The sequence below is a fragment of the Ureibacillus sp. FSL K6-0165 genome (genome assembly GCF_038004285.1).
In the GTDB taxonomy this organism is placed as follows: Bacteria; Bacillota; Bacilli; order Bacillales_A; family Planococcaceae; genus Ureibacillus; species Ureibacillus thermosphaericus.
The window spans coordinates 2,460,140-2,485,232 of record NZ_JBBOQS010000001.1 but is presented as its reverse complement, the minus strand read 5'-3'; the positions used below and the strand labels follow the sequence as shown (position 1 = coordinate 2,485,232).

The 25,093-nt window shown below is 36.6% G+C and carries 29 protein-coding genes; 28 read left to right on the top strand and 1 reads right to left on the bottom strand.

Annotated elements, in window-relative coordinates:
- Nucleotides 1-97: 97 nt before the first annotated feature.
- The 22 genes from folE to NST00_RS12150 all read left to right on the top strand — a co-directional run bounded on the left by folE (nucleotide 98) and on the right by NST00_RS12150 (nucleotide 18,090).
- Complete coding sequence (gene folE / locus NST00_RS12255; protein WP_016836953.1) at nucleotides 98-667, top strand: GTP cyclohydrolase I FolE; 570 nt, start codon at nucleotides 98-100, stop codon at nucleotides 665-667.
- A 56-nt stretch (nucleotides 668-723) separates the two neighbouring features.
- A complete protein-coding gene (gene mtrB, locus NST00_RS12250; RefSeq protein WP_016836954.1) occupies nucleotides 724-945 on the top strand; it encodes a trp RNA-binding attenuation protein MtrB in 222 nt (73 codons plus the stop codon).
- A gap of 69 nt (nucleotides 946-1,014) precedes the next feature.
- Nucleotides 1,015-1,761 (top strand): heptaprenyl diphosphate synthase component 1, encoded by a 747-nt coding sequence (locus NST00_RS12245; RefSeq protein WP_016836955.1) that lies wholly within the window; start codon nucleotides 1,015-1,017, stop codon nucleotides 1,759-1,761.
- 23 nt (nucleotides 1,762-1,784) lie between these two features.
- The gene (locus tag NST00_RS12240; protein ID WP_340710189.1) at nucleotides 1,785-2,489 is read left to right on the top strand and encodes a demethylmenaquinone methyltransferase; all 705 of its coding nucleotides are present in this window, start codon (nucleotides 1,785-1,787) and stop codon (nucleotides 2,487-2,489) included.
- 14 nt (nucleotides 2,490-2,503) lie between these two features.
- The gene (hepT, locus tag NST00_RS12235; protein WP_016836957.1) at nucleotides 2,504-3,478 is read left to right on the top strand and encodes a heptaprenyl diphosphate synthase component II; all 975 of its coding nucleotides are present in this window, start codon (nucleotides 2,504-2,506) and stop codon (nucleotides 3,476-3,478) included.
- Between the two features lie 107 nt (nucleotides 3,479-3,585).
- On the top strand, nucleotides 3,586-4,002 hold the full coding sequence (ndk, locus tag NST00_RS12230; RefSeq protein ID WP_016836958.1) for a nucleoside-diphosphate kinase: 417 nt from the start codon (nucleotides 3,586-3,588) through the stop codon (nucleotides 4,000-4,002).
- A gap of 389 nt (nucleotides 4,003-4,391) precedes the next feature.
- Nucleotides 4,392-5,162, top strand: coding sequence for a CheR family methyltransferase (locus NST00_RS12225; RefSeq protein WP_016836959.1), 771 nt, complete (start codon nucleotides 4,392-4,394; stop codon nucleotides 5,160-5,162).
- A 164-nt stretch (nucleotides 5,163-5,326) separates the two neighbouring features.
- Complete coding sequence (gene aroC / locus NST00_RS12220) at nucleotides 5,327-6,508, top strand: chorismate synthase (RefSeq protein ID WP_016836960.1); 1,182 nt, start codon at nucleotides 5,327-5,329, stop codon at nucleotides 6,506-6,508.
- 2 nt (nucleotides 6,509-6,510) lie between these two features.
- Nucleotides 6,511-7,602, top strand: coding sequence for a 3-dehydroquinate synthase (gene aroB, locus NST00_RS12215; RefSeq protein WP_016836961.1), 1,092 nt, complete (start codon nucleotides 6,511-6,513; stop codon nucleotides 7,600-7,602).
- Nucleotides 7,599-7,970: a chorismate mutase gene (aroH, locus tag NST00_RS12210; protein ID WP_016836963.1), complete on the top strand. Its 372-nt coding sequence runs from the start codon at nucleotides 7,599-7,601 to the stop codon at nucleotides 7,968-7,970. Before aroB ends, aroH begins: the two co-directional genes overlap by 4 nt.
- Nucleotides 7,971-7,985: 15 nt before the next feature.
- Nucleotides 7,986-9,086 (top strand): histidinol-phosphate transaminase, encoded by a 1,101-nt coding sequence (hisC, locus tag NST00_RS12205; protein WP_016836965.1) that lies wholly within the window; start codon nucleotides 7,986-7,988, stop codon nucleotides 9,084-9,086.
- Nucleotides 9,083-10,180: a prephenate dehydrogenase gene (locus NST00_RS12200; RefSeq protein WP_016836966.1), complete on the top strand. Its 1,098-nt coding sequence runs from the start codon at nucleotides 9,083-9,085 to the stop codon at nucleotides 10,178-10,180. The genes hisC and NST00_RS12200 overlap by 4 nt, the downstream gene beginning before the upstream one ends.
- Nucleotides 10,181-10,206: 26 nt before the next feature.
- Entirely contained in the window at nucleotides 10,207-11,496 is a 1,290-nt protein-coding gene (gene aroA, locus NST00_RS12195) for a 3-phosphoshikimate 1-carboxyvinyltransferase (RefSeq protein ID WP_340710027.1), read from the top strand.
- Between the two features lie 102 nt (nucleotides 11,497-11,598).
- Nucleotides 11,599-12,855, top strand: a complete 1,257-nt coding sequence (locus NST00_RS12190; protein WP_016836968.1) for a tetratricopeptide repeat protein — start codon at nucleotides 11,599-11,601, stop codon at nucleotides 12,853-12,855.
- A 13-nt stretch (nucleotides 12,856-12,868) separates the two neighbouring features.
- Complete coding sequence (locus tag NST00_RS12185; RefSeq protein WP_016836969.1) at nucleotides 12,869-13,426, top strand: ReoY family proteolytic degradation factor; 558 nt, start codon at nucleotides 12,869-12,871, stop codon at nucleotides 13,424-13,426.
- Between the two features lie 123 nt (nucleotides 13,427-13,549).
- Nucleotides 13,550-13,999: a YpiF family protein gene (locus tag NST00_RS12180; protein WP_016836970.1), complete on the top strand. Its 450-nt coding sequence runs from the start codon at nucleotides 13,550-13,552 to the stop codon at nucleotides 13,997-13,999.
- Nucleotides 14,000-14,150: 151 nt separating this feature from the next.
- A complete protein-coding gene (locus tag NST00_RS12175; protein WP_016836971.1) occupies nucleotides 14,151-14,648 on the top strand; it encodes a QcrA and Rieske domain-containing protein in 498 nt (165 codons plus the stop codon).
- A 22-nt stretch (nucleotides 14,649-14,670) separates the two neighbouring features.
- Nucleotides 14,671-15,345, top strand: coding sequence for a menaquinol-cytochrome c reductase cytochrome b subunit (gene qcrB / locus NST00_RS12170; RefSeq protein ID WP_016836972.1), 675 nt, complete (start codon nucleotides 14,671-14,673; stop codon nucleotides 15,343-15,345).
- Nucleotides 15,346-15,384: 39 nt separating this feature from the next.
- On the top strand, nucleotides 15,385-16,179 hold the full coding sequence (locus tag NST00_RS12165; protein WP_096550825.1) for a menaquinol-cytochrome c reductase cytochrome b/c subunit: 795 nt from the start codon (nucleotides 15,385-15,387) through the stop codon (nucleotides 16,177-16,179).
- Nucleotides 16,180-16,339: 160 nt separating this feature from the next.
- Nucleotides 16,340-16,939: a DUF1405 domain-containing protein gene (locus NST00_RS12160; protein ID WP_340710026.1), complete on the top strand. Its 600-nt coding sequence runs from the start codon at nucleotides 16,340-16,342 to the stop codon at nucleotides 16,937-16,939.
- Nucleotides 16,940-16,997: 58 nt separating this feature from the next.
- Nucleotides 16,998-17,675 (top strand): zinc metallopeptidase, encoded by a 678-nt coding sequence (locus NST00_RS12155; protein ID WP_016836975.1) that lies wholly within the window; start codon nucleotides 16,998-17,000, stop codon nucleotides 17,673-17,675.
- Nucleotides 17,676-17,883: 208 nt separating this feature from the next.
- The gene (locus tag NST00_RS12150) at nucleotides 17,884-18,090 is read left to right on the top strand and encodes a hypothetical protein (RefSeq protein WP_096550827.1); all 207 of its coding nucleotides are present in this window, start codon (nucleotides 17,884-17,886) and stop codon (nucleotides 18,088-18,090) included.
- Nucleotides 18,091-18,197: 107 nt separating this feature from the next.
- Here the strand turns inward: NST00_RS12150 and NST00_RS12145 are convergent, their stop codons facing one another.
- Nucleotides 18,198-19,046, bottom strand: coding sequence for a YitT family protein (locus NST00_RS12145; RefSeq protein ID WP_016836978.1), 849 nt, complete (start codon nucleotides 19,044-19,046; stop codon nucleotides 18,198-18,200).
- 288 nt (nucleotides 19,047-19,334) lie between these two features.
- Between NST00_RS12145 and dapB the strand changes: the two genes are divergently transcribed.
- The 6 genes from dapB to panB all read left to right on the top strand — a co-directional run bounded on the left by dapB (nucleotide 19,335) and on the right by panB (nucleotide 25,089).
- On the top strand, nucleotides 19,335-20,132 hold the full coding sequence (gene dapB, locus NST00_RS12140) for a 4-hydroxy-tetrahydrodipicolinate reductase (RefSeq protein WP_340710025.1): 798 nt from the start codon (nucleotides 19,335-19,337) through the stop codon (nucleotides 20,130-20,132).
- Between the two features lie 25 nt (nucleotides 20,133-20,157).
- The gene (locus tag NST00_RS12135) at nucleotides 20,158-20,565 is read left to right on the top strand and encodes a methylglyoxal synthase (protein WP_026018954.1); all 408 of its coding nucleotides are present in this window, start codon (nucleotides 20,158-20,160) and stop codon (nucleotides 20,563-20,565) included.
- A 128-nt stretch (nucleotides 20,566-20,693) separates the two neighbouring features.
- Nucleotides 20,694-21,833, top strand: a complete 1,140-nt coding sequence (bshA, locus tag NST00_RS12130) for an N-acetyl-alpha-D-glucosaminyl L-malate synthase BshA (protein ID WP_096550830.1) — start codon at nucleotides 20,694-20,696, stop codon at nucleotides 21,831-21,833.
- Nucleotides 21,830-23,023 carry a CCA tRNA nucleotidyltransferase gene (locus NST00_RS12125; RefSeq protein ID WP_340704134.1) on the top strand — a complete coding sequence of 398 codons (1,194 nt, stop codon included), beginning with the start codon at nucleotides 21,830-21,832 and terminating at the stop codon, nucleotides 23,021-23,023. The genes bshA and NST00_RS12125 overlap by 4 nt, the downstream gene beginning before the upstream one ends.
- Entirely contained in the window at nucleotides 22,992-23,981 is a 990-nt protein-coding gene (locus tag NST00_RS12120; RefSeq protein ID WP_340710024.1) for a biotin--[acetyl-CoA-carboxylase] ligase, read from the top strand. The genes NST00_RS12125 and NST00_RS12120 overlap by 32 nt, the downstream gene beginning before the upstream one ends.
- Before the next feature lie 274 nt (nucleotides 23,982-24,255).
- Nucleotides 24,256-25,089, top strand: coding sequence for a 3-methyl-2-oxobutanoate hydroxymethyltransferase (panB, locus tag NST00_RS12115; protein WP_339288714.1), 834 nt, complete (start codon nucleotides 24,256-24,258; stop codon nucleotides 25,087-25,089).
- The last annotated feature ends 4 nt before the right edge of the window (nucleotides 25,090-25,093 follow it).

The following is a 25,093-nucleotide window of genomic DNA, read 5'->3' as shown; positions in this document are numbered from 1 at the left end:
GAGTACAATTTGAGTGAAAGCCTTTTGCGATTCACGTCTGTATGTGCTACGATTCATTTTGACAGTGTTGTGCTTTGTCGATTTAGGAGGAACATATATGTCAAATGTTGATTTAAAAAAAATAGAAGAAGCTGTAAAAATGATTTTAGAGGCCGTAGGTGAAGACGTTAATCGTGAAGGACTCATCGATACACCAAAACGCGTTTCAAAAATGTATGAAGAAATGTTTAAAGGGCTTAATGAAGATCCGCGAAGTTATTTTGAAACGGTCTTCCATGAAAACCATGATGAGCTAGTTCTTGTGAAGGATATTCCTTTTTATTCGATGTGTGAACATCACTTAGTTCCATTTTACGGGAAAGCTCATGTTGCATACATACCTCAAGATGGCCGAGTTGCTGGTTTAAGCAAAATCGGTCGATTAGTGGAATCCGTAAGTCACAGGCCTCAATTACAAGAACGAATTACAACAACCATTGCAGATATTTTAATGGAAAAATTAGAACCGCAAGGCGTTTTTGTATTGATTGAAGCTGAACATATGTGTATGACGATGAGAGGATTAAAAAAACCTGGGACAAAAACAGTGACTTCATGTGCAAGAGGAATTTATGAAGAAGATGACATAAAACGACAAGAAGTGATTTCATTTATTCAAATGTCTTAATTAACAAAATAGATTGTGATATGATAACAAAGAATATGTAAATGTGAGGGAGAAGTATGAACCAATCTGATTATGTCGTAATTGAAGCAGAAGAAGATGGCGTACATGTAATTGGGTTAACTCGTGGTGAAGATACAAAATTTCATCATTCAGAAAAATTAGATGCCGGAGAAGTGATGATAGCTCAATTTACTGAACATACGTCGGCCATGAAAATTCGTGGAAAAGCGAAAATCTATACATCGCATGGAATCATTGAAAGCCAATCAAAAAAATAAACCGCTCATTATGATGACGACTGTAATAAGTGCAGTAGATTGTGCTTACATTGGAATGGAGTAATACCTATGGATGCAACATATATAAAAAACCATATTGAACAATTAAAAAAGGATATTTATCGTTATGTGCAACATAAAACACTTCTGAAATATACTGGAAATCCATTGGTGGATGAAAATCAATTATTTTACATGCTGTTGCCATTTTTTAATGGAGACCATTGGGATGATGAAAAATATGAAGGAATCATTACTGTCGGAATTGTACAAGCATCTTTAGCGGAACATGGTCTCATCAACGAGTATGATGCAACATCGAAAGAGCAGCAGCTAACAGTTCTGTCCGGCGATTATTACAGTGGTCGTTATTATGAAATATTAGCAAATTCAGGTAATATTTCTTTGATACGTCAACTTTCTGAAAGTGTTGTATTAAGATCTGAACATGAAATTCGAGTATATGAACCGAGACAATACGCCATCGATGATTGGTTAGATAGTATAACGGTTATTGAAACAGAATGTATTAGCAGATTTTATCAACTTTACAATTACGATCAATATTTAAATATAATGCAAATCAATTTATTGATTCTACGATTACAAAATGAACTATTAAACTATAGAGAAGGTAATAGTTCGCTCCTTTTACAAAAAATGATAGAAAGCTTTGTACCCGTTGATCATTTGAATTTTGAACAATACCTTCTGAAAAAATTGGATGTTCTTATTCAACAATTGCAAGAATTGTTACGTATCTCTTCTATCAAAGCTGAACTTAAACAATATATTGCAGAACGGTTGATTAGATAGAGTGAAGAAAGGTTATGAAAAAGATGGAAAAATCCAAAGAAGAACGCGTCCATGAAGTGTTTGAGAAAATTTACGAAAACTACGATAAAATGAATTCGGTGATTAGTTTCAAGCTTCATGTCAAATGGCGTGAAGATATTATGAAACGCATGAATGTAAAACCGGGATCTACATGTTTAGATGTTTGTTGTGGCACAGCTGATTGGACAGTTGCATTAGCAAAGGCAACAGGTGAAAATGGAGTTGTTAAAGGGCTTGATTTTAGCAAAAATATGCTAAAAGTTGGAGCTGAGAAAGTAAAGCCGTATCCTCATGTGGAGTTAATACATGGGAATGCAATGGAACTACCTTTTGAAGATAACACTTTTGACTATGTCACAATCGGTTTTGGTTTACGAAATGTACCGGATTATATGCAAGTATTAAGGGAAATGCATCGTGTATTAAAACCTGGTGGGATGGCTGTTTGTTTAGATACATCTCAACCAGAAATGACTGGATATAAACAATTGTTTCGTTTTTATTTCCGATATATTATGCCGCTTTTCGGGAAAATTTTTGCGAAAAGTTATGAAGAGTATTCATGGTTACAAGAATCCGCAAGCACTTTCCCAGGGATGAAAAAGCTTGCAAAAATGTTTGAAGAAGCTGGCTTTGTAAACGTCACATACAAAAGTTATAGTGGTGGTGCAGCAGCAATGCATATGGGATTTAAGAAAGAAGTTTAGGGAGAGGTTCGCGAGTGGAAAAGATGAAGTTAAAAATGATCTATTCCGATTTAAAACCGGATATAGAAATCATCGAAAATGAATTAGAAAAAGCACTTTATTCAACGTCGCATGTATTAAATGATGCCTCTCTCCACCTTTTACGTGCGGGCGGAAAAAGAATTCGCCCACTTTTTGTTTTAATGAGTGCAAAATTTGGTCATTATAATATCGACAGAATGAAATATGCTGCTGTACCTCTCGAATTAATTCATATGGGTTCCCTTGTCCACGATGATGTAATCGATCATTCCGATATGAGAAGAGGGCGTCCTACCGTTCGTTCTCAATGGAACAATCGAGTTGCAATGCATACTGGTAATTTTATTTTCGGTAGAGCAATTCAATATGTATCCCAAATTAAAGATCCGAAGGCGCATCAAATTTTAGCAAGAACGATGGTTGAAATTTGTAATGGTGAAGTCATTCAAATTGAAGATAAGTTTCGACTAAATCAAAACTTAAAAGATTATTTCCGTCGAATAAAAAGAAAAACGGCACTTCTTATTGAATCCAGTTGTGAAGTGGGAGCAGTAGTAGCAAATGTTGATCCTGCTGTTACAATGCGGTTAAAGAGATTCGGTTATTATGTGGGTATGAGTTATCAAATCGTGGATGACGTGTTGGATTTCGTATCAACGGATAAACAACTTGGAAAACCTGCAGGCAGTGATTTATTGCAGGGAAACATTACTTTGCCTATATTGCTCATGAAAGATCATCCCAAAATTATCCAATTTATTGAGCGGGCTTCAAAAGGAATTGTGACAGAAGAGGAACGGTTAGAAATGCTTCAAATTGTACGCAATTCTGATTCAATTCAAGAAGCCTTGAAAGTAAGCGATCAATATTTAGCGAAAGCAATGAAAGAAGTAGAGCAATTACCAGAACATCCAACAAAGAAAAAACTAAGAGATATTGCATTGTTTATCGGTAAACGTAAGTTTTAAAAAATATATCTATTTCTAATATTGATAGTTGAAGCTTGAGCTTGATTTTGGTAACATTTAGCGGTAGGTAATAAAGCTTAATTGAGATTTAAGGAGTTGTTTAACTTATGGCAATTGAAAGAACATTTCTTATGGTAAAACCTGATGGTGTAAAACGCCAAGTAGTAGGAGACATTATTGACCGTTTTGAGCGTCGTGGATTTGTAATGCGCGGAGCAAAGTTAATGAATGTTCCACGTGAATTAGCTGAAAAACACTATGAAGAGCATAAGGATAAACCATTCTTTGGTGAATTGGTAGATTTCATCACTTCTGGACCAGTATTTGCAATGGTTTGGGAAGGAGAAAATATTATTAAGTTAGCTCGTGTGATGATGGGCGCTACAAAACCTGAAGAAGCACAACCAGGTACAATTCGCGGCGATTATGCGGTAACAATTTCTGAAAACGTTATCCATGGTTCCGATTCACCAGCATCTGCTGAACGTGAAATCAATTTATGGTTCAACAATGAAATCGTTTAATACACTGTAAATTTGCTATCCCACAGCAATTGTGCTGTTGGGATAGTTTTTTTATTAATATGGTATTGCAAAAGGTTAGCCAATAGAAAATTTTTGCAGAAACCGTAAATTTTGATAATATGAATATAATAAGCATAAGACTGTGACTTCTTTTTTACACAAGCAAAGGGAATAACACGAGTATCGATACAATGCAAAGGCAAGGAATAACCTTTAAGGACGAACATGCGGAAAGCATTCGCCTGTAGTGAAATTCGAAAGTAGAAAAAATACTAACTACGAACAAATTTAATACTGCTTTAGAAATTTACTTTTTGAACTTTTACATATTTCAGAAAAGAAAAATTTTGTATATAATAAGTGTACGTCATTAGAGGGGATCGATAACTATGACAGACTACGAACTGTTTATTAATGGTATAAAAAAATTAACAGGTATTGATTTATCGCTATATAAAGAAGCACAAATGAAACGCCGTTTAACATCCCTTTATGAAAAAAAAGGCTTTAAAGATTTTGTTGATTTTTTGCACGGGGTTGAAAAAGATCGAGATTTATTGAATGAATTCCTAGATCGAATGACGATTAATGTTTCAGAATTTTATCGTAATGGGAAACGGTGGGAAGTACTTCAACATAAAATTTTTCCAAAACTGCTTGAAAAAAATAACCGTTTGAAAATTTGGAGTGCTGCCTGTTCAACAGGCGAGGAACCGTACACAATTTCCATGGTGCTCTCTAACCATGTACCATTATCTTACATAAAAGTATTAGCTACTGATATAGATGAAAACTGTCTTCAAAAAGCAAAGCTAGGCATTTATCCTGATCGTTCCTTAGCAGAAGTTCCTCCGGCTATAAAAGCAAAATATTTTATTGAAGAAGGGCAGTTTTATCGTGTAAAAGATGAAATTAAAAATACTGTAACATTTAAAAAGCACAATTTATTAAGTGACCCATATGAGAAAAACTTTGATTTAATCGTTTGTCGCAATGTTATGATTTATTTCACTGAAGAGGCAAAGGATCATATTTATAAAGAATTTAGCAATTCTTTACGACCAGGTGGCATTTTGTTTGTAGGATCTACTGAGCAAATATTCAATCCTGCTCGTTATGGTTTTGAAGTGGAAGATACGTTTTTTTACCGAAAAATATGAGATTGAAAAAAGGATTGGGCGCTTTTCGACTTGTGCGAAAAGCGTATTATATTTTCGTTAAATTCTATATTATATTAAAATTATTTATTCACAATGTTTTTTTACTAGCTTTATGTTATATTAAAAAATACATACTTTAACGAGTTGAAGGGAGAAAGTGTTTGATGAGATATTTAACTGCTGGGGAATCCCACGGTCCACAATTAACGACAATTATTGAAGGGTTGCCGTCCCTTTTACCGATAACTGCAGAACAAATTAATTACGATTTAAAACGACGACAAGGTGGTCACGGTCGCGGACGCCGTATGCAAATTGAAAAAGATACTGTTGAAATAGTTGGAGGAGTTCGTCACGGAAAAACATTAGGTTCACCTGTTGCATTAGTGGTAAAAAATGATGACTGGAAACATTGGACAAAAATTATGGGAATTGAACCTCTCCCAGAAGATGTAGATCCTTCAGAAATTAAGCGTCAAATTTCCCGACCTCGACCTGGACATGCTGATTTAGTCGGCGGAATTAAATATGGTCATCGTGACTTGCGAAATGTGTTAGAGCGTTCGAGCGCTAGAGAAACGACTGTGCGAGTGGCTGTTGGTTCCGTTGCAAAAGCTCTTTTAAAAGAATTAGGTATTTCCATCGTAGGACATGTTACTGAAATTTACGGCATTAAAGCAGATACATCAAAAGTTGCAGGCAAATCAGCAGATGAAATTCGCCAAATTGTTGAAAATGATCCTTGCTATTCAGTGGACCCAGAAGCTTCTGCGAAAATGGTAGAAGCAATTGATGAGGCGAAAAAAGCAGGAGATTCCATCGGTGGTGTTGTCGAAGTCATTGTGGAAGGTATGCCGCCGGGAGTAGGATCTTACGTTCATTATGACCGTAAATTAGATGGTAAATTGGCGCAAGCGATGTTATCCATCAATGCATTTAAAGGGGTTGAGTTTGGTATCGGCTTTGAAATGGCTCGTCGTAGAGGCTCTGAAGTTCATGATGAAATTGTTTGGGATGATAAACAAGGCTATCATCGTCGTACAAATCGTTTAGGTGGCCTTGAAGGTGGCATGTCTACAGGAATGCCAATCATTGTTCGCGGTGTAATGAAACCAATTCCTACACTTTACAAACCTCTTGAAAGTGTTGATATCGAAACGAAAGAACCATTTAAAGCAAGTGTGGAGCGTTCCGATGCTTGTGCAGTACCAGCTGCATCTGTTGTAGCTGAATGCGTCATCGCTTGGGAAATTGCCAAGGCGATTGTCGAACAGTTCCATAGCGATCAATTACCACAATTAAAAGCACAAATTGAAGAAGCACGTAAATTGGCGAAGGAGTTTTAATGATGCGAATCCCAGTAAATACCCAAAGCCATTCCTACGAAGTGTTCATCGGAAGCGGTATATTACGTACCGCTTGCGATTCATTAAAAGAGAAAATTGAAAAAGCAGATAAACTCGTCGTTTTTACCGATGAGAATGTTTGGCAAGCACAACAACAATATTTTAAAGAAAACTTCCCTTATCCTTTCGAAGTGTTTGTGATGCCAGGTGGGGAAGCTTGTAAAAGTTTTCAAAATTTCGAAGATGCCCACACTTTTTTAATTGAAAAACATTGCTCGCGCAAATCCTTTTTATTTGCCTTTGGTGGAGGAGCAGTTGGTGATTTGACTGGGTTTGTAGCAGCAACATTCATGCGTGGAATCCCATACATTCAAATTCCAACGACCATTTTAGCTCACGATTCAGCCGTTGGAGGAAAAACGGCAATTAACCACCCGCTAGGCAAAAACTTAGTTGGAGCATTTTATCAACCGGAAGCGGTCATTTATGATATCAACTTTTTAGATAGTTTACCAACAAAAGAGATTCGTTCAGGAATGGCTGAAGTAATTAAACACGCGCTGATTTCAGATGAAAAATGGTTAAAACAATTGATGCAAACTCCATCAATTACGAAAATTGACAAAACAGCTTTAGCAAACCACTTGAAATCAGGCATCGAAGTAAAGGCGAAAATCGTAGGGCAAGATGAAACTGAACAATCTGTCCGAAAATATTTAAATTTGGGGCATACATATGGTCATGCTATTGAAGCAGCAGCTGGTTATGGCGGCCTTGCCCATGGAGAAGCGGTCATGATCGGGATGGTGTATGCACTTCTCTTGAGCGAACGATACGGTCAAATTTCTAGAGAATTTACGATTGATTTTCTAAAGTTTGCATATCGAAACGACTATCCATTCGAAGAAGTAAAGAGATTCTCTTTTGTAGAATTATATGAATATTTAATGAAAGATAAAAAGATTGAATATGGCAAATTAAAATTTGTTTTATTACAGGAAATCGGCCAACCATTCGTAAGAGAAATTGGGGAATCGGAATGTAGAGAAGTAGATAGAGAGCTTCGCTATCTGCTAGAGGAGGTATGTAAATGATTCGCGGCATACGTGGAGCGATAACGATAGAATCGAATACGCCCGATGCGATTTATAGTGAGACGGAAAGATTAGTGTTAGAAATGGCGAGAGTTAACAATATCGTTCCAGAAGATATTGCTTCGGTGATTGTCACGACAACACCGGATATTAACGCCGCATTCCCAGCAAAGGCCGTGCGTTCAATTGATGGGTGGAAATATGTACCAACGATGTGTACCCACGAAATGGATGTTCCTGGATCTTTGCCTTTATGTATTCGAGTGTTAATGCATGTGAATACATCGGTACCTCAAAAAGAAATACGCCACGTTTATTTAAATGATGCGGTGAAACTAAGACCAGATTTAGTCAATGAAAATCGATAAAAAGGAGCGTCAATCATGAAATTTAAAAAACAAATTTACGGTATGAAAGCTTACCAACCAGGTAAACCCATTGAGGAAGTACAAAAAGAATTTGGTTTAAAGGAAGTTGTTAAGCTTGCTTCAAATGAAAATCCTTTTGGCTGCTCTCCTAAAGTGAAAGATTTTATTGTAAATAATGGAATGAATTTTGCCATTTATCCGGATGGTTATGCGCAAGAACTTCGTACAGCAGTGAGTCAACATCTTGGTGTAGATGAATCACAATTGCTATTTGGAAACGGTTCAGATGATATAATCGCAATCATTACGCGGGCACTTCTTTATCCCGGTGTTAATACAGTCATGGCAGATCCATCTTTCTCTCAATACAGTCATAATGCAGAAGTTGAAGGAGCAGAAGTTCGAAAAGTGCCATTGAAAGATGGTAAGCATGATTTAGAAAAAATGTTAGAAGCAATTGATGAAAACACGTCAATTGTATGGGTATGTAATCCAAATAACCCAACAGGAACTATTGTATCGGATGAGGAATTAAGCTCCTTTATAGAGAAAGTACCAAGTGATGTACTAATCGTATTAGATGAAGCTTATTTTGAATATATAACAGATCCTGCTTATAAAGATACGTTGCATTACGTAGAGGAATATCCGAATGTATTAATCATGCGTACATTCTCTAAGGCATACGGATTAGCTGCCTTCCGAATCGGATATGCAATCGGTCAATCGAAATTAATTGCCACATTAGACCCAGTGCGTGCACCTTTCAACAACACGGTATTAAGTCAAAAAGTAGCGATTGTTGCATTGGAAGATCAACAATTTATTCAAGAAACAGTGGAACAAACGGAAAAAGGTAAACAGCAATATGTTGAATTTTGTAACAAACATGGACTTAAATATTACCCATCACAAACAAACTTTATTTTATTTGAAGTAAAAGCAGACAGTGATGTGATCTTCCAAGAAATGATGAAACGCGGATTTATTATTCGAAGTGGGAATGCCTTAGGTACACCTGGATTCATTCGAGTTTCTATCGGTACAGAAGAACAAAACCGAAAGTTTTTATCACTTCTTGAAGAGGTATTAAAGGAGCAAGGAGTATTGGCATGACCCGTAATGTGTTAATCATAGGATTAGGCTTAATTGGGGGCTCTTTGGCATTAGCTCTACAAAAAGCTCCCAAAACAAAAGTAGTTGGCTATGATCTTTCTGGAAAAACGAGAAATCTTGCAGAAACTTTAAATATTGTACATGAAGTGGTGGAGGATGTAGAGGAAGCGGCTAAAAATGCGGACTTTATCATTTTTGGAACACCGGTAAACGCAACGCTACAATGGATGGATGAATTGAAGCACTGGTCGTTAAAGCAACATGTTATTATTACCGACACAGGAAGTACAAAAGGGTTAATTATGAAGAAAGCTGAAGAGCTAAGAGAAAAAGGAATTACATTTATTGGCGGACATCCAATGGCTGGTTCCCATAAAAGCGGCATCACGGCTGCAAAACCCTACCTTTTTGAAAATGCGTATTATATTTTAACTCCTTTTGACGATGAAGATGGAAATAATCTTATCGCTCTAGAACAGTTGTTAAAATATACGTTAGCAAAATTAGTGAAAATCAATGCGGAAGAACATGATCATATGACGGCGGTAGTCAGCCACTTTCCTCACATCGTAGCTGCTTCCCTTGTTCACCAGTTAAATGAGGAAAATAAAAGATTTCCAATGACAAGTATGCTTGCCGCAGGTGGTTTTCGCGATATTACTCGAATTGCATCATCGAACCCGATGATTTGGAGAGACATTACATTGCAAAATCGAGAAGAGCTCATCGGGCAAATGGATGCTTGGATTGATGAAATGCAACGAGTAAAGAAAATATTACTGGAAAATGATGATGAATCTGTTGAAGAGTATTTTAGAAAAGCGAAAGATGTTCGTGATGCATTGCCAATTTCAACAGGGGCATTCTATACTACATACGATTTATACGTAGATATTCCAGACTACCCTGGTGTAATTTCCGAAATTACTGGCTACCTAGCAGACGAAAATATCAGTATTACAAATATCCGAGTAGTCGAAACGAGAGAAGACATATTTGGTATTTTGGTGATTAGTTTCCAAAATGAAAAAGATCGAGAAAAAGCAATGAAATGCATTCGTTCACATACGAACTTTGAAATGCACGTTTCTTAACTCGTATGTGGAAAGGGGTAATAAAATTGACTTCAAGAGTATTAGTTTATAATAAACCACGGTTAGAAGGTATTATAACCGTACCGGGTGATAAATCAATTTCACATCGTGCGGTAATGTTTGGAGCTATTGCGGAAGGAAAAACAACTGTTACAGGTTTTCTTCCCGGTGAAGATTGTCTAAGCACGATTGATTGTTTCCGAAAACTCGGTGTTGATATTCAAGTGGATGGTACAAATGTTGAAATTAATAGTCCAGGAATGGACGGTTGGCAAGAACCGAAAGAAGTATTATATACAGGCAACTCAGGTACGACAACAAGATTAATGTTGGGCATCCTTGCAGGGACAAACTTTCATAGTGTGATGACTGGTGATGCCTCTATTGGAAAGCGTCCTATGGGTCGCGTCACGAATCCATTGAAACAAATGGGGGCAAAAATCAATGGACGTGAAAATGGACAATATACGCCAATTGCCATTCAAGGAACAGCATTAAAAGCTATTGATTATACGATGTCTGTTGCCAGCGCTCAAGTGAAGTCTGCGATATTGTTAGCTGGACTTAGAGCAGAAGGTACTACGATTGTAAGGGAAAAAGAGATTTCTCGGGATCATACAGAACGCATGCTACAACAATTTGGTGCAAAGATTGACGTAAAGGATGGCGTTATATCCTTAGAAGGCGGTCAACGACTTCATGGAACGCATGTAGATGTGCCGGGCGACATTTCATCTGCGGCCTTTTTCTTAGTAGCTGGTGCGATTGTTCCAAATAGTGAAATCGTTCTGAAAAATGTCGGCATTAATCCTACAAGGGCTGGCATTATTGAAGTCATGCAGCAAATGGGAGCAAATGTAACGGTTGATCAAGAGTTATCCGATGCAGCAGAACCAACAGCAACGATTACGATTAGGACGTCCAATTTAAAAAGGACAACGATAGAAGGGGATATTATTCCGCGTCTTATCGATGAAATTCCAATAATTGCGCTACTAGCTACTCAAGCGGAAGGAACGACAATTATTCGCGATGCAGAAGAATTAAAAGTGAAGGAAACAGATCGCATCACTGCAGTCGTAACAGAGTTGAAGAAACTTGGCGCAGATATTACAGCCACGGATGATGGCATGATTATCAATGGTCCAACAAGTTTAAAAGGAGCGAAATTAAGCACATACGGCGACCATCGAATCGGGATGATGGCAGCAATTGCCTCATTAATTACCGACTCGCCAATTGAAATTGATGATGCAGATTGTATTGCCGTTTCCTATCCAACATTTTTTGAGCATCTTGATTTACTATTAAAATAATTGATAAAAAAGGTTCATCTATTAGTGATGAACCTTTTTTCTTGTCTATTGAAAATTAGTTTTGTAGCATATTAATAGATAAAGAAAGTAAAGGTGAGCAAATTGAATAACATCACAAAGGACTTAATCGAAGCAATTGAAGAAGGAGAAATAGAACGCATTGATGCCCTACTAGAGACATTTTTTCTTAACGAAACACCAGAAGTTCAATATGAAATTAGCGATTTGTTTTTGCAATATGGGTATATACAGCATGCAAAACGAGTGCTGGAACATTTACGTTTCATCTTTCCTGATGAAGCACAAATTGCAATCGACTACGCTTCGGTGTTAATTGAGCTTGGTGAGGAAGAAGAAGCGCTCAATATTTTAACTAGCATTGAAGAGAGCGCACCAGAGTATCCCCAATGCTTGCTAATTCTTGCTGATTACTATCAAATGCAAGGGTTGTATGAAGTGGCGGAACAACGGATCAACGAAGCGTTGGAAATACTTCCCGATGAACCGCTAATTCATTTTGCAAAAGCGGAGTTATTATTTGAAATTGGACGTTTTACAGAAGCTGCACGAATTTACGAAGACTTGCATAAACAAGAAAAAACCATTGCGGGTGTATTACTGGCAGAAAGGCTTGCTGAAGTATACCGTGCAGGCGGGGGATATGAAACGGCCCTTGATTATTACATGGAAGCATTGGAAGAGAAAGTAACTGCTGATTTGTTATACGGCAGTGCTTATAGCGCTTTCCAATGCGAAAAATATGAAACGGCTATCAGGCAATTAGAAGATTTAAAAGAACTAGATCCAGATTACTTTAGCAGTTATCTATTACTTGCCCAAAGTTATGCCATGTTAGAGGATAATAAAAAAGCATATAGTATAATAAAAGAAGGAATTAAACGAGATGAATATGAAAAATCCTTCTATTTATTTGCAGGTAAAATTGCATTAAAAAATAACCTTCCCGAAGAATCCATTGAGCATTTGCAAAAAGCTATTGCTCTAGACCCTGAATATATGGAAGCAATCCTTGTACTAATGTCTATTTACCATCAAATGGAACGCTATGATGAAATCATTGAGCTGTATGAAAATTTACAAAAGGAACAGTTTGAGTGGATTTCGCTATATCCTTTCATTGCGGATGCTTATGCAAAAAATGAAGAGTACACACGAGCATACGAAATTTATAAAGCAGCATATAATGAATTAAAGGATGATACATCTTTTCTAGAAAACTATTGTTATTTCCTTATTGAAGATGGTAAACGAGATGAAGCGAAAGAAGTAGTACAACGATTAATTGAGTTACAACCTGCAGAAGTACAGTGGTTAGATTTGCTTGAGAGTCTAGAATAGGGGAGGGACACTCATGACTTCTTCCGTACCAATTGTAGACAAAAAGAATTTTGTGCGCTGGTTTTTAAAAAATTTCCAATTGAAGCGACGAGAATGTGTATGGATATTAAATTATTTGCTTAGTAATGATCAGTTGCTTGAAAATATTCATTTTGTAGAAGAAGCTCATTATTGTCCGAGAGCGATTGTAATGTCGAGTGTTGATTCAAATGGTGTGCCGTTCAGATTTTACAAAGGCAACATTATGACAAGTGATGCTGAAAAATCCTTTCATGATTTAAGACTTTATCCAAATGAAGATATGTACATTCAGCTAAACTTTCCGAATGTGCCACCTAACCAATTGTATTTGGCAGTATTGGAAGAAAATCCGTATATGCCAAAATACTTGCATATTAATGAAAAAGACCGGTTAATTGCAGAAGAAATACTGAATACGAGCATGCTAACGTTCCAAGAAGAGAAATTATTAAAAGAAATAGATGAAGCGCTTGACCAAGGAGATAAAGAAAAGTTTTTAGAACTTTCGAATCTATTACAAGCATTAAAAGAAACTTCGAAACATCACTAGCGAAATTCAGTCGAAAGAGACGCTCTTTTCGACTGGATTTTTTATTTTCATCATCTTTTTCTAATAGAGTGGGGTATAATGATTTATGATTGATGAAAAAATGATTATTTGGAGGAAATAAAAATGTATTTTCAAGTAAAAGATGTACAACAATATCAACAGAACAAAGAATTTATTGATACTGCAATCGTTCCACTAGTTTATTTAGATTTTGCTGAGGACAAGATGGTAAAAAGCAGCTCGGATGTAGAGTTTTTAATGTCGCTTACATCCTTTATTGAACAGCAATTTAAAGGCCGCTTAATGTTAATTCCTCCATTTTCTTATACAGAAAGCACAAGAAGCGAGCAGGTTGTCCCAATCTTGAAAAAAAATATACAAGAAGGAGGATTTAAACACGTCATCTTTATCACTTGCGATCATTATTGGACAAACCTTCAAAAAGAAGTGGATGTTATTTGGTTGCCTGCAATACCAATTGAATCGATGGACAAAGATGTGAAGAAACGAATTTTAGAAGAACAATTAAAACAAGTAATCCCAGTTCTGACATCTAAGTGGACTCAACAGTAGAAATTATTTCAATAATTGTTCACAATCTAAATAAATACGAGATATTGCAATATTGACCTGCCTATTTTATTGATATATCATAGATATGTCCTAGTTTATACTATTATTATTATGTCTGTTGGACTGACCTTAAGTTAGAGGGGGGAAAAGGATGGTTAACAAAAAGGTTTCAAGACGTCAATTTCTTAACTACACTTTAACTGGTGTTGGTGGATTTATGGCGGCAGGTATGCTAATGCCAATGTTACGCTTTGCAATTGATCCAGCTTTACAAGTTAAAGCTGAAGGCGATTTTATACTAACTAGCCAAAAAATTGCTGACTTAACTGATGTTCCCGTACGAGTTGACTTTACTTATGAACAAGTAGACGCTTGGTATAAGTCTGAAGTTTCGGAAATGGCTTGGGTTTACAAAGAAGGAGATCGAATCGTAGCTCTTTCACCTGTTTGTAAACACTTAGGTTGTACGGTTAACTGGGAAGGTGACCGCCCAAATGAATACTTCTGTGCTTGTCATGGTGGACGTTATGAAAAGAATGGTAAAAACATTCCAGGTACACCACCAACAGGTCCGTTAGATGAGTATGAAGTATCTGAAAAAGATGGTTATTTAATGCTTGGGAAGAAAATACCAAACACATTAGTTTAATTAGTTAGGGGGTACAACACAAGTGCTAAATAAATTATATGATTGGGTCGATGAACGTTTAGATATCACCCCAATTTGGCGTGATATTGCCGACCATGAAGTGCCAGAGCACGTAAACCCTGCACATCACTTCTCTGCATTCGTCTACTGTTTCGGAGGACTTACATTCTTCATTACGGTTATTCAAATTTTATCTGGTATGTTCTTAACAATGTATTATGTACCAGACGTAGAGAATGCATGGAAATCAGTATACTACTTGCAAAACGAAGTAGCATTTGGTGAGATTGTGCGCGGTATGCACCACTGGGGAGCTTCATTAGTTATCGTAATGATGTTCTTACATACGCTTCGTGTATTCTTCACAGGTTCTTATAAGAAACCTCGTGAATTAAACTGGATTGTAGGGGTATTAATCTTCTGTGTTATGTTAGGTCTTGGATTCACAGGATACCTACTACCTTGGGACATGAAAGCGTTGTTTGCTACAAAAGTAGGTCTTGAAATTGCGGGTTCTGTACCATTTATTGGTGAACTAATCAAAATCTTACTTGCTGGTGATGCTACAATCATCGGTGCTCAAACATTAACTCGTTTCTTCGCTATTCACGTATTCTTCTTGCCAGCAGCTTTATTTGCGTTGCTTGCAGTTCACTTTATTATGATTCGTCGTCAAGGTATTTCAGGACCACTATGATTTAATTTATAGAGTTGTTATTCAAAAGGAGGGGACAACATGCATCGCGGAAAAGGAATGAAATTCGTCGGCGACTCTCGCGTTAAGGCCTCAAACCGAATGCCGAATAAGCCGAAAGATTATTCCGAATATCCAGGTAAAACAGAAGCCTTCTGGCCAGACTTCTTATTAAAAGAATGGATGGTTGGTTCTGTTTTCCTTATCGGTTATTTGATTTTAACAGTCGCTCACCCATCACCATTAGAGCGTCCAGCTGATCCAACTGATACAGGTTATATTCCATTACCAGACTGGTATTTCTTATTCTTATATCAATTATTAAAATATTCATTTGCTTCTGGTGACTATAACGTTATCGGTGCAATTGTTATGCCAGGACTTGCTGTTGCAGCATTATTATTAATGCCTTGGTTAGATAAAGGTCCTGAGCGTCGTCCATCAAAACGACCAATTCCAACTGCAATTATGTTATTGGTAGTAGCTTCAATGTTCTATTTAACATGGGAGTCTGTTGTAAACCATGACTGGGAAGCTTCAAAAGCTCAAGGTCAAATTACACCAAAAGATTTAGGACTAGTACCAGATATTGAAATTGATGAGAATTCTGAAGGCTATCAAATCTTCCAATCTCAACAAACTTGTGTTGCTTGTCACGGCGGTGATTTAACAGGTGTTGGTTCAAACCCTATGTTATTAGGTAATGAACTAACAGCTGAAGAAGTTGAAGAAGTAATTCGAAATGGTCGTGGTGCAATGCCTCCAGGACAATTCTCTGGTACGGATGAAGAATTAAAAACATTAGCAGAATTTATTGCGTCATTAAAAGAAGAATAATGTTTTTGAAGGGAGTTAGTTATTATGCTAGCTCCTTTTTTCTTTATGGCGTATGTATATAAAATTCGGAAATAATTCACAATCTGCTGTCATATTTGGTATTATTACTTATGAAAAATAATAACCATATATGCCTATTTTTTCAAAAAGGAGAAACACAATGAAAACCTTATTGCCGCAGTTTACGTACGTGTTACAACATCGCACCTTTTTAACTTTGTTATTCATTGTTAATTTCTTAGGTACCATCTACGGATATATTTGGTATATTCCTCAACTTTCAAGAACGGCACCACAATTTCTCATTTTTGTACCGGATAGCCCTACTGCGAGCTTATTTTTCTGTTTAGCTATTATAGGCTGGTTATTGGGCACGAACTTTAAATTAATCGAAGCTCTTGCATTAATAACGTTAGTGAAATACGGTATATGGGCAGTAGTGATGAATATACTAACATTGATGGAGATAGGTTCAATTGGGGTTGCAGGATGGATGTTGATTATTTCTCATGGTATGATGGCAGTTGAAGGAATTCTATATATGCAGAAATACCGCTTTACAAACATTCATATTACCATTGCTGCTATCTGGACTTTGCATAATGATGTCATCGATTATGTATATGGACAAATGCCAACGTACAGCAGTTTATACAAATATGCCAACCATATTGGATATTTCACATTTTGGTTATCAATTGCCTGCATAGCTATTTCCTATTATTCTTTAAAGAAGCGTAATTATTTGCATATAATTTAATAAATAATTAGAATAAAAAGTAAGATGAACAGTAGGAAAGGGGACTAAAGTCAACAGGATGTATATTCTATACTTTCTAATCATTTTATTATTACCAATTTATGCACAATTTAAAGTTCGAAACACTTATAAACGTTTTTCAAGTGTACATGCGTCAAAAGGCTTAACAGGTGCTCAAGTAGCGCGAATGATTTTAGATAGTCATGGACTTTATGATGTTCGCGTCGTTCCAACACAAGGTGTTTTATCCGATCACTATAACCCGATGACAAAAACTGTGGCATTATCTGAAGATAACTATCATAATGATTCATTGGCTGCAATTGCAGTAGCTGCCCACGAATGCGGACACGCTGTTCAACATAAAGAAGCATACTCTTTTTTAACTTTACGTTCAAAACTTGTACCAGTTGCAAACTTCTCATCTAGTTTATCTTGGATTTTTGTACTAATCGGTATTATTTCGTACAGTGCCAATATGCTTTTATTAGGTATTATTTTACTTGGTGCCGGCGTATTGTTCCAACTTGTAACATTACCAGTGGAATTTGATGCGTCGAAACGCGCTATGAATGAAGTCATTCAATTAGGAATTATTAACAATGATGAAGAACGTGGCGCAAGAAAAGTATTAAGTGCAGCAGCATTAACTTATGTTGCAGCAGCTGCAGTGGCTGTACTAGAGCTATTGCGTTTAATTTTAATATTTACAAATATGAGTTCTAATGAAGATTAATGAACTGTAAAGAGCGAGTTGGTCAAATGCCAATTCGCTTTTTTGCTTTTTAGAAGAATAATTAGTTGGAATATAGGGGTGACAAAGATTCCATTTAACTTGAACAAATAAATATGTAAGAAAAAATTCAAATTTTCCATGAATAAATTAATAAGCCCTCCCTTTCATTAATAAGATATAGCAAATCGGCTTGAACAGGAGGGGAAAGATGAAGATTAGTTATTCGAAACTGTTTTTGTTCGGGTTTCTTGGTTTCATTATTATTCTATGTCTTGCAATATATTCCATTAAATTATCTTTAAGCTATTTAGATAATGAAGATGAAGAAACGTATGATGGTTTTAGAATTTCAGATATTAAAGAATCAGATTCAACAGAGGAGAGCATTTCAATCGAATTCGAAGAAGATCATTAATATACTTGACATTTTTTGAGGCTGTCTTATGGAGCAGATTTACCTAGACAGCCTTTGAATGTACGAGCTGAATGTAATGGAATCAAGTAAAGGGCTAAAGCATTTTATTATTCTTCAATTCGGAAGCCTTCTCCTGTTACATCTTTTACATCAACAATCGACACGAAAGCATTTGGATCGAGTTTACGGATAATGGATTTTAGTTGAACGATTTCATTTCGACTGACGATGCAGTACAACACATCTCTTGACTGCTTTGTATAGTATCCGTAAGCATGAAAAACTGTGATTCCACGATTCATTTTTTCAGTTACGGATTTTGCAATTTCATCTGGTTTATTGGAAATAATGAATGCCCCTTTAGCAGAATATGCCCCTTCTTGAACGATATCAATCACTCTAGCTCCCACAAATACAGCCACAAGCGTATACATCATTGTGATGGAACTTAAGAAAGTTAACCAAGAGGCAACTAGTACTAAAGAGTCGAATAGAAACATCGTTTTTCCCATGCTCCAACCAATATATTTATTGGCAAGGCGGGCAATGATATCAACGCCACCAGTAGTCCCACCACAACGAAAAATGATACCTAAACCGACACCTACAAATACTCCTGCAAATAAAGACGCCAGTAGTAAATCGTTGTGCAAATCTAGCGGAAATTGATAGCTTTGAAAAATTCTTAAAAATACAGAAACGCTTATGATGCCGAGAACCGAGTAGAAAAACTCTTTACGTCCAAGCAATTTCCAACCTAAAATAAACATTGGAATATTTAAAAGGATGTTCATAATTGCCGGATCCCAATTAAGTGTAAAAAATAGAATTAAAGTAATTCCACTAAATCCGCCTTCTCCCAGCTCATTTAACATATTAAAATGGACGAAACCGAAACTGAAAATGGCAGTTCCTATAATAATTCCAATAATTTGTTGGATTTTAATATCCTTCAATCTATTACCTCCTTATGAATAAAGGGCGTTATGGCAAGACTGCATTTTAATTATGTTTTATTTTTCTACTTTTGACAACTAAAGCCCTTTTCATTACGATTGTTAAGAAAGAGTGATATGATAATATAATAAACTTTTAATAATAACAATATTCGACTTAATTTTTTTGTTGGATGCAAACATTCGAGTAAAATAGGAGTAAAGACATTAGCAAGTAGTGGAATAGAAGTACCATTTGAAACCTTATAAGAAGAAATAAACATTGATGATATGAAAGGACGAATGCCAATGACAATAAGAGTAGCAATCGCAGGTTGCAGAGGGAAAATGGGGAAGGAAGCTGTCAACACTGTTGTCAATCAAGAAGGAATGGAGTTAGTAGCAGCTCTTGATTACAAACATGTTGGAGAAAGTCTTGCGGAACTTGAAATGTTCCCACCCGATTTAGATGTACCGATTTATTTGAATTTAAAACAATTAATTGAAGAAACAAAACCTGATGTATTAATTGATTTAACAAGCCCTCAAGCAGTGTATGACCATGTAAAGGTATCTCTTTTACATAACGTTCGTCCAGTTGTTGGAACTACAGGATTTACAGACGAACAACTAGAGGAATTAATTCAGCTTGCCGTAGAACAAAAAACGGGTTGTATTATTGCACCGAATTTTGCCATTGGTGCTGTGTTAATGATGAAGTTTGCAAAAGAAGCGGCAAAATATTTGCCTAACGTTGAAATTATCGAATTACATCATGATCGCAAATTAGATGCTCCTTCTGGTACAGCAAAGAAAACCGCTCAAATGATTGCAGAAGTTAGAGAAGCGCAAAAACAAGGACATCCAATAGAAGAGGAAACGATGAAAGGTGCAAGAGGAGCAGATTTTGAAGGGATGCGTATTCACTCTGTTCGCCTTCCTGGATTAGTCGCTCACCAAGAGGTAATTTTTGGCGGAAAAGGTCAATTATTAACCATTCGTCATGATTCCTTTAACCGAGAATCCTTTATGGATGGCATTGTGTATTGTGTCGAAAAAGTCATGGAACTAGACAAATTAGTTTATGGAATGGAAAATATTTTATAAATCGGGAAGATTGGAATGAGTGAATATGAAAATTGCATTAATTGCCCATGATCGTAAAAAAGATAGTCTTGTCGAGTTTGCCATTGCATATAAAGAAATATTACAGCAACATGAATTATATGCTACAGGAACAACAGGTCGCCGCATCATTGAAGAAGTTGGATTAGAGGTTACGTGTTTCCGATCAGGACCATTAGGGGGCGATCAACAGATTGGAGCGATGATTGCAAACAACGATATGGATATGGTATTTTTCTTCCGCGATCCATTAACTGCGCAACCTCATGAACCAGACGTTACAGCCCTCGTGCGTTTATGTGATGTTTATCACGTTCCGCTTGCAACGAATATGGGAACGGCAGAAATCTTATTAAAAGGGCTACAAAAAGGTTTCGTTGATTGGAGACTCATTCAAGAAAGAAAATTTAATTAAACAGTGGCTTTACTGTTGATTTCCCTTATTTGAATGCCATTGTTCAGTTTAACAGTTTAGTCTTTTCGTTATGTTGGTATAAATTAGTGAATATAATGAATACGCATAAATTGAAAGGACGTGTGTCGGTGAGAAAATTAAAGATAGGTATTACATGTTACCCTACTGTGGGTGGCTCAGGAGTGTTAGCGACAGAGCTTGGTAAAAAACTTGCTGAGCGTGGTCATGAAATCCATTTTATCACTTCTAGTGTTCCTTTTCGGTTAAAGAAAATTTACCCGAATGTCTTTTTCCACGAAGTAGAAGTAAATAATTATTCCGTTTTTCAATATCCTCCGTATGATATCGCTTTGGCAAGTAAAATGGCCGATGTCATTTTAGATGAAAAATTAGATGTATTGCATGTTCATTATGCGATACCGCATGCAGTGTGTGCAGTCCTTGCCCGCGATATGTGTGGAGAAAATATTGGAATTGTCACAACGTTACACGGAACAGATATTTCTGTATTAGGCCAAGATTCCACACTCTCCCAAGCCATCAGATATGGAATTGAAAAATCCGACATAGTCACAGCAGTATCCAACGCATTAAAACAACAAACCTATGATATTATTGGTACGAATAAAGAAATCGAAACGATATATAATTTTGTGGATGAATCCGTATTTAAACCAATAGAAAAAGCTACTCTGTTAAAACAGCAATATGGTATTCGTGATGATGAAAAGGTCATCATTCATTGTTCAAACTTCAGAAAGATTAAAAACTTGCCAGACATTGTTGAAACATTCATCGAAATTCGAAAACAGCTTCCAGCAAAATTACTGCTCGTTGGAGATGGTCCTGAAAAACACCGAGTGATGGTTCAGGTGAAAGAATCTCCATATAAAGACGATATTTTATTTTTAGGAAAACAAGAAAATGTGGAAGAATTATTTTCTATTAGCGATTTAAAATTATTATTGTCTGAAAAAGAATCGTTTGGTTTAGTGCTATTGGAAGCAATGGCATGCGGTGTTCCGGGTATTGGAACGAACGTTGGAGGAATACCGGAAGTAATTGAGCATGGTGTCAACGGCTATGTTGTTGAGTTAGGTGATGTGCAACAAGCGGCTGCATATGCGATTGAATTGTTAACAGATGAAAATAAACATGAGGAATTTAAACTAAACGCAATACAAACGGTTCAAACAAAATTCCACGAAGAACCTATTATCGATCAATACGAAGAATTATATTATCGATTGGCGGCATTAAAAGTATGAAACAGGTAAAAGATTGGGATGTCGCATTGCGCGTCATTGATAAAATTGAAAAAGCTGGATTTGAAGCCGTCATTGTTGGCGGTGCAGTACGCGACCATTTGCTGCAACGAGAAATACATGATGTCGATGTGGCAACAAGTGCACTACCGATGGAAATTAAAAAAATATTTTCCAATACAGTTGATGTAGGAATTGAGCATGGCACGGTGGTTGTTTTAGACGAAGGGAAACCGATTGAAGTAACAACTTATCGTACAGACGGAACCTATACAGATTTTCGCCGACCGGAAGAAGTCACATTTGTACGAGATTTGCCAAAAGATTTAGAACGGCGTGATTTTACGATTAATGCCATGGCTTATACAAAGGATGGTACCATTATCGACCTATTTGGTGGGAAAGAAGATATTGAGAATCGTATAATTCGAGCAGTTGGAGATGCCAATTCCCGATTTCGAGAAGATGCTCTTCGAATGCTTCGAGCAGTACGTTTTGCTGCACAATTAGGCTTTGATATAGATGAATCAACGATGAAAGCCATCCAAAAAGATTGTGATTTAATTGAATTTATTGCCCGTGAACGAATTCATATGGAATTCTCAAAAATGTGGGTAGCAGATTATGTATATTTCGGTGTTAAAGCTCTAGTCGACAGTGATTTAGCCCTTTACTTACCTGGCAACTTTAGAGAGAATTTAGAGGTTTGGAAGGAATTTCACACAAAGCAAGAGGAAGTTGGATGGGCATACCTCTGTTTGCTAAACCGTAATGATATGGAGAATATTATTGATTTTTATAAATTATCCAATAAACAAAAAAACTTTACGAAAAAAGTGATTCAAGCGTATGACAGCCTCTTAAAACGTTGGGATGAATATGATTATTTTTTAAATGATTTAATTATTTTAGAAACAGCTTATGATTTTGCAATTTGGCAAGGAAAAAATGTTCCATTTGCAAAAGAGCATATTGCGAAGGTGAAAGAACATTTACCAATTCAATCAATGGAACAATTTGCACTGAATGGCAACCTCTTAATGGAATGGTCAGGTTTAAAGGGCGGTCCTTGGTTGAAAGAAGCATTAAACAAAGCGTTATATGCAGTATTATCAGGCAGAGTAAAAAATGATGAAGAACACTTAAAGGAATGGTTCCACAATGAATTTATCGATGAAAGACAAAATCATTAAACGTTTTTTAGAAGCAAAAGATGAGCCAATTTCGGGGCAACAATTGGCAGATGATTTAGGAATTTCTCGTACAGCAATTTGGAAACATTTACAAAATCTGCAAGAAGAGGGATATGAATTTATTACGATTAAGAAAAAAGGGTATAAATTAATTGCTGTACCTGATCGTGTAGATGCTGCTAAAATTTCATCCTATTTAAAAACGAAACGCTTTGGCCACACGATTCATTATTTTGAAGAAATAGATTCGACACAAAGGCTGGCTCACCAGTTGGCAAGAGATGGTGCGAAAGACGGCACGATCATCATTGCTGAAGAACAAACTGGTGGAAAAGGAAGAATGCAAAGAACATGGTATTCTGCAAAAGGGAAAGGGATTTGGATGACAGTTATTGTTCGTCCAGATCTTCTCCCTCACCAAGCGCCTCAATTTACATTAATCGCTGCGGTTAGCATCGTAATGGCAATGAAATCTTTATATACTAACTTTACACCAGAAATTAAATGGCCAAATGATATTTTAATTAATGGAAAAAAATGCGTTGGGATATTAACGGAAATGCTAGCAGAAATGGATCGGGTGGACGGTTTGTTAATTGGAATTGGCATCAACGCCAATCATGAACAGACTGATTTTCCAGATGAACTGAAAGAGATTGCAACATCAGTTGCCATAGAGGAAAAGCAAAAAGTGGACCGTGCACAACTTGTTGCGGAGATTCTATCATATTTAGAACGATATACAGATGAGTATATCGAAAATGGTTTTAAGTCCATTAAGCAATTGTGGGTAGAGCATTCTTGTACAATTGGAAAACGAATTAGAGCATCAACGATTAGGGAAGTTATTGAAGGAAAAGCAATCGGAATTACTGATGAAGGCGTACTGGAAATATTATTGGATAACAGTCAAATAAAGAAAGTTTATTCTGCAGATATTGAGATTCAAAATCGATAGCTATTTCAAACGCCCTGTCTTATATTTCATTCAACGCTTTACAAACTAGGCTTTTTTCTGTATCTTTTTAATAAAGTTGTGTAGTTCGATGGGCAGTATCGTAACGAACTGTACCTGTACGCAACTTGATAAATGGAATCTGCCTTGATCTAGTAAGACAGGGACGGAAGAAAACAAGTTCGAAACATCCGAACAAATACTATCCTTCTGTCCATTTTTGGAAGAAGGATATTTTTTTGTTTTCTTCCTCCGAATTTAATAAGGAGGAAACAATATGAAAACAACGAGCGATTTTTTAAAGATGAAGCAGAATCGTGAGAAAATCGTCATGGTTACTGCTTACGACTATCCTGCTGCAAAATATGCAGAAGAAGCAGAAGTCGATATGATTCTTGTCGGCGACTCGTTAGGGATGGTTGTTTTAGGCTACGATTCTACAGTGCAAGTAACTGTGGAAGATATGATTCATCATGCAAAGGCGGTTCGTCGAGGAGCTAAAGACACATTTTTAGTGGTGGATATGCCTTTCGGTTCCTACCATGGTGATCCGAATGAAGCGTTAAAAACAGCAGTTCGCATGATGCAGGAAACAGGAGCAGATGCACTGAAATTAGAAGGTGCCGGTGAAGTGTTATATGTGATAAAAAAATTAGTTCAAGCTGGAATTCCTGTTGTAGCTCATTTAGGTTTGACACCTCAATCGGTTGGGGTTCTAGGCGGATATAAAGTCCAAGGGAAGACGGCAGAACAAGCTAAAAACTTAATTGAAGATGCTCTTCGTTGCCAAGAAGCAGGAGCCATGGCTCTAGTATTGGAATGTATTCCTCATCAATTAACAGAAATTGTATCCAATAAACTAGTTATTCCAACAATCGGCATTGGTGCTGGTCCTGAAGCAGATGGACAAGTACTAGTATTCCATGACTTATTAAGATATGGAAATCACCATATTCCGAAATTTGCGAAGGAATTTGCAAATGTTGGGGAACACATTCAGAAGGGGATTGAAGGGTATACAAAGAGTGTAAAAGATGGCTCGTTCCCAGCTCCTGAACATTGCTTCAACATGAAAGATGAAGTATTATTTTCAATTTATGGAGGCAAATAAACCG

Excerpts from the sequence above, each read along its gene's own strand:
- NST00_RS12200 (WP_016836966.1), top strand. The coding sequence starts at position 9,083 with ATGACCCGTAATGTGTTAATCATAGGATTAGGCTTAATTGGGGGCTCT.
- aroC (WP_016836960.1), top strand. The coding sequence starts at position 5,327 with ATGAGATATTTAACTGCTGGGGAATCCCACGGTCCACAATTAACGACA.
- mtrB (WP_016836954.1), top strand. The coding sequence starts at position 724 with ATGAACCAATCTGATTATGTCGTAATTGAAGCAGAAGAAGATGGCGTA.
- NST00_RS12180 (WP_016836970.1), top strand. The coding sequence starts at position 13,550 with ATGTATTTTCAAGTAAAAGATGTACAACAATATCAACAGAACAAAGAA.
- NST00_RS12225 (WP_016836959.1), top strand. The coding sequence starts at position 4,392 with ATGACAGACTACGAACTGTTTATTAATGGTATAAAAAAATTAACAGGT.
- NST00_RS12175 (WP_016836971.1), top strand. The coding sequence starts at position 14,151 with ATGGTTAACAAAAAGGTTTCAAGACGTCAATTTCTTAACTACACTTTA.
- NST00_RS12160 (WP_340710026.1), top strand. The coding sequence starts at position 16,340 with ATGAAAACCTTATTGCCGCAGTTTACGTACGTGTTACAACATCGCACC.
- dapB (WP_340710025.1), top strand. The coding sequence starts at position 19,335 with ATGACAATAAGAGTAGCAATCGCAGGTTGCAGAGGGAAAATGGGGAAG.
- NST00_RS12135 (WP_026018954.1), top strand. The coding sequence starts at position 20,158 with ATGAAAATTGCATTAATTGCCCATGATCGTAAAAAAGATAGTCTTGTC.
- NST00_RS12150 (WP_096550827.1), top strand. The coding sequence starts at position 17,884 with ATGAAGATTAGTTATTCGAAACTGTTTTTGTTCGGGTTTCTTGGTTTC.
- ndk (WP_016836958.1), top strand. The coding sequence starts at position 3,586 with ATGGCAATTGAAAGAACATTTCTTATGGTAAAACCTGATGGTGTAAAA.
- NST00_RS12185 (WP_016836969.1), top strand. The coding sequence starts at position 12,869 with ATGACTTCTTCCGTACCAATTGTAGACAAAAAGAATTTTGTGCGCTGG.
- NST00_RS12120 (WP_340710024.1), top strand. The coding sequence starts at position 22,992 with ATGAATTTATCGATGAAAGACAAAATCATTAAACGTTTTTTAGAAGCA.
- NST00_RS12125 (WP_340704134.1), top strand. The coding sequence starts at position 21,830 with ATGAAACAGGTAAAAGATTGGGATGTCGCATTGCGCGTCATTGATAAA.
- aroB (WP_016836961.1), top strand. The coding sequence starts at position 6,511 with ATGCGAATCCCAGTAAATACCCAAAGCCATTCCTACGAAGTGTTCATC.
- aroH (WP_016836963.1), top strand. The coding sequence starts at position 7,599 with ATGATTCGCGGCATACGTGGAGCGATAACGATAGAATCGAATACGCCC.
- NST00_RS12240 (WP_340710189.1), top strand. The coding sequence starts at position 1,785 with ATGGAAAAATCCAAAGAAGAACGCGTCCATGAAGTGTTTGAGAAAATT.
- NST00_RS12155 (WP_016836975.1), top strand. The coding sequence starts at position 16,998 with ATGTATATTCTATACTTTCTAATCATTTTATTATTACCAATTTATGCA.
- NST00_RS12165 (WP_096550825.1), top strand. The coding sequence starts at position 15,385 with ATGCATCGCGGAAAAGGAATGAAATTCGTCGGCGACTCTCGCGTTAAG.
- folE (WP_016836953.1), top strand. The coding sequence starts at position 98 with ATGTCAAATGTTGATTTAAAAAAAATAGAAGAAGCTGTAAAAATGATT.
- NST00_RS12245 (WP_016836955.1), top strand. The coding sequence starts at position 1,015 with ATGGATGCAACATATATAAAAAACCATATTGAACAATTAAAAAAGGAT.
- panB (WP_339288714.1), top strand. The coding sequence starts at position 24,256 with ATGAAAACAACGAGCGATTTTTTAAAGATGAAGCAGAATCGTGAGAAA.
- hisC (WP_016836965.1), top strand. The coding sequence starts at position 7,986 with ATGAAATTTAAAAAACAAATTTACGGTATGAAAGCTTACCAACCAGGT.